Source organism: Desulfallas sp. Bu1-1, assembly GCF_015594625.1.
In the GTDB taxonomy this organism is placed as follows: Bacteria; Bacillota; Desulfotomaculia; order Desulfotomaculales; family Desulfallaceae; genus JADNRQ01.
The window spans coordinates 1-264 of the sequence record NZ_JADNRQ010000103.1 but is presented as its reverse complement, the minus strand read 5'-3'; the positions used below and the strand labels follow the sequence as shown (position 1 = coordinate 264).

Below are 264 nucleotides of genomic sequence, written 5' to 3'. Positions count from 1 at the left end.
GCAAGGGTAACCAAAAACTAAGAAGCGCGCTGGTGGAAGCAGCTAGGGCTGCAGCCCGAACTAAGAACACCTATTTGTCCAGTCAGTATCACCGCATTGCCGCAAGGCGTGGCGCGAATCGTGCCGCTGTGGCGGTGGCACACAGTATCTTGACCATCGTCTACCATATTTTACAACGAAAGCAACCTTATATTGAGCTAGGCCCAACCTATTATGAAGAACGCAGACGTCAGTCCGTCGTTAAACAATCTATCAAGAAACTCG

At 50.0% G+C, this 264-nt stretch carries 1 pseudogene; it reads left to right on the top strand.

Annotated elements, in window-relative coordinates:
• A pseudogene (locus IT084_RS19170) lies at positions 1–264 on the top strand (IS110 family transposase); the annotation flags it as partial.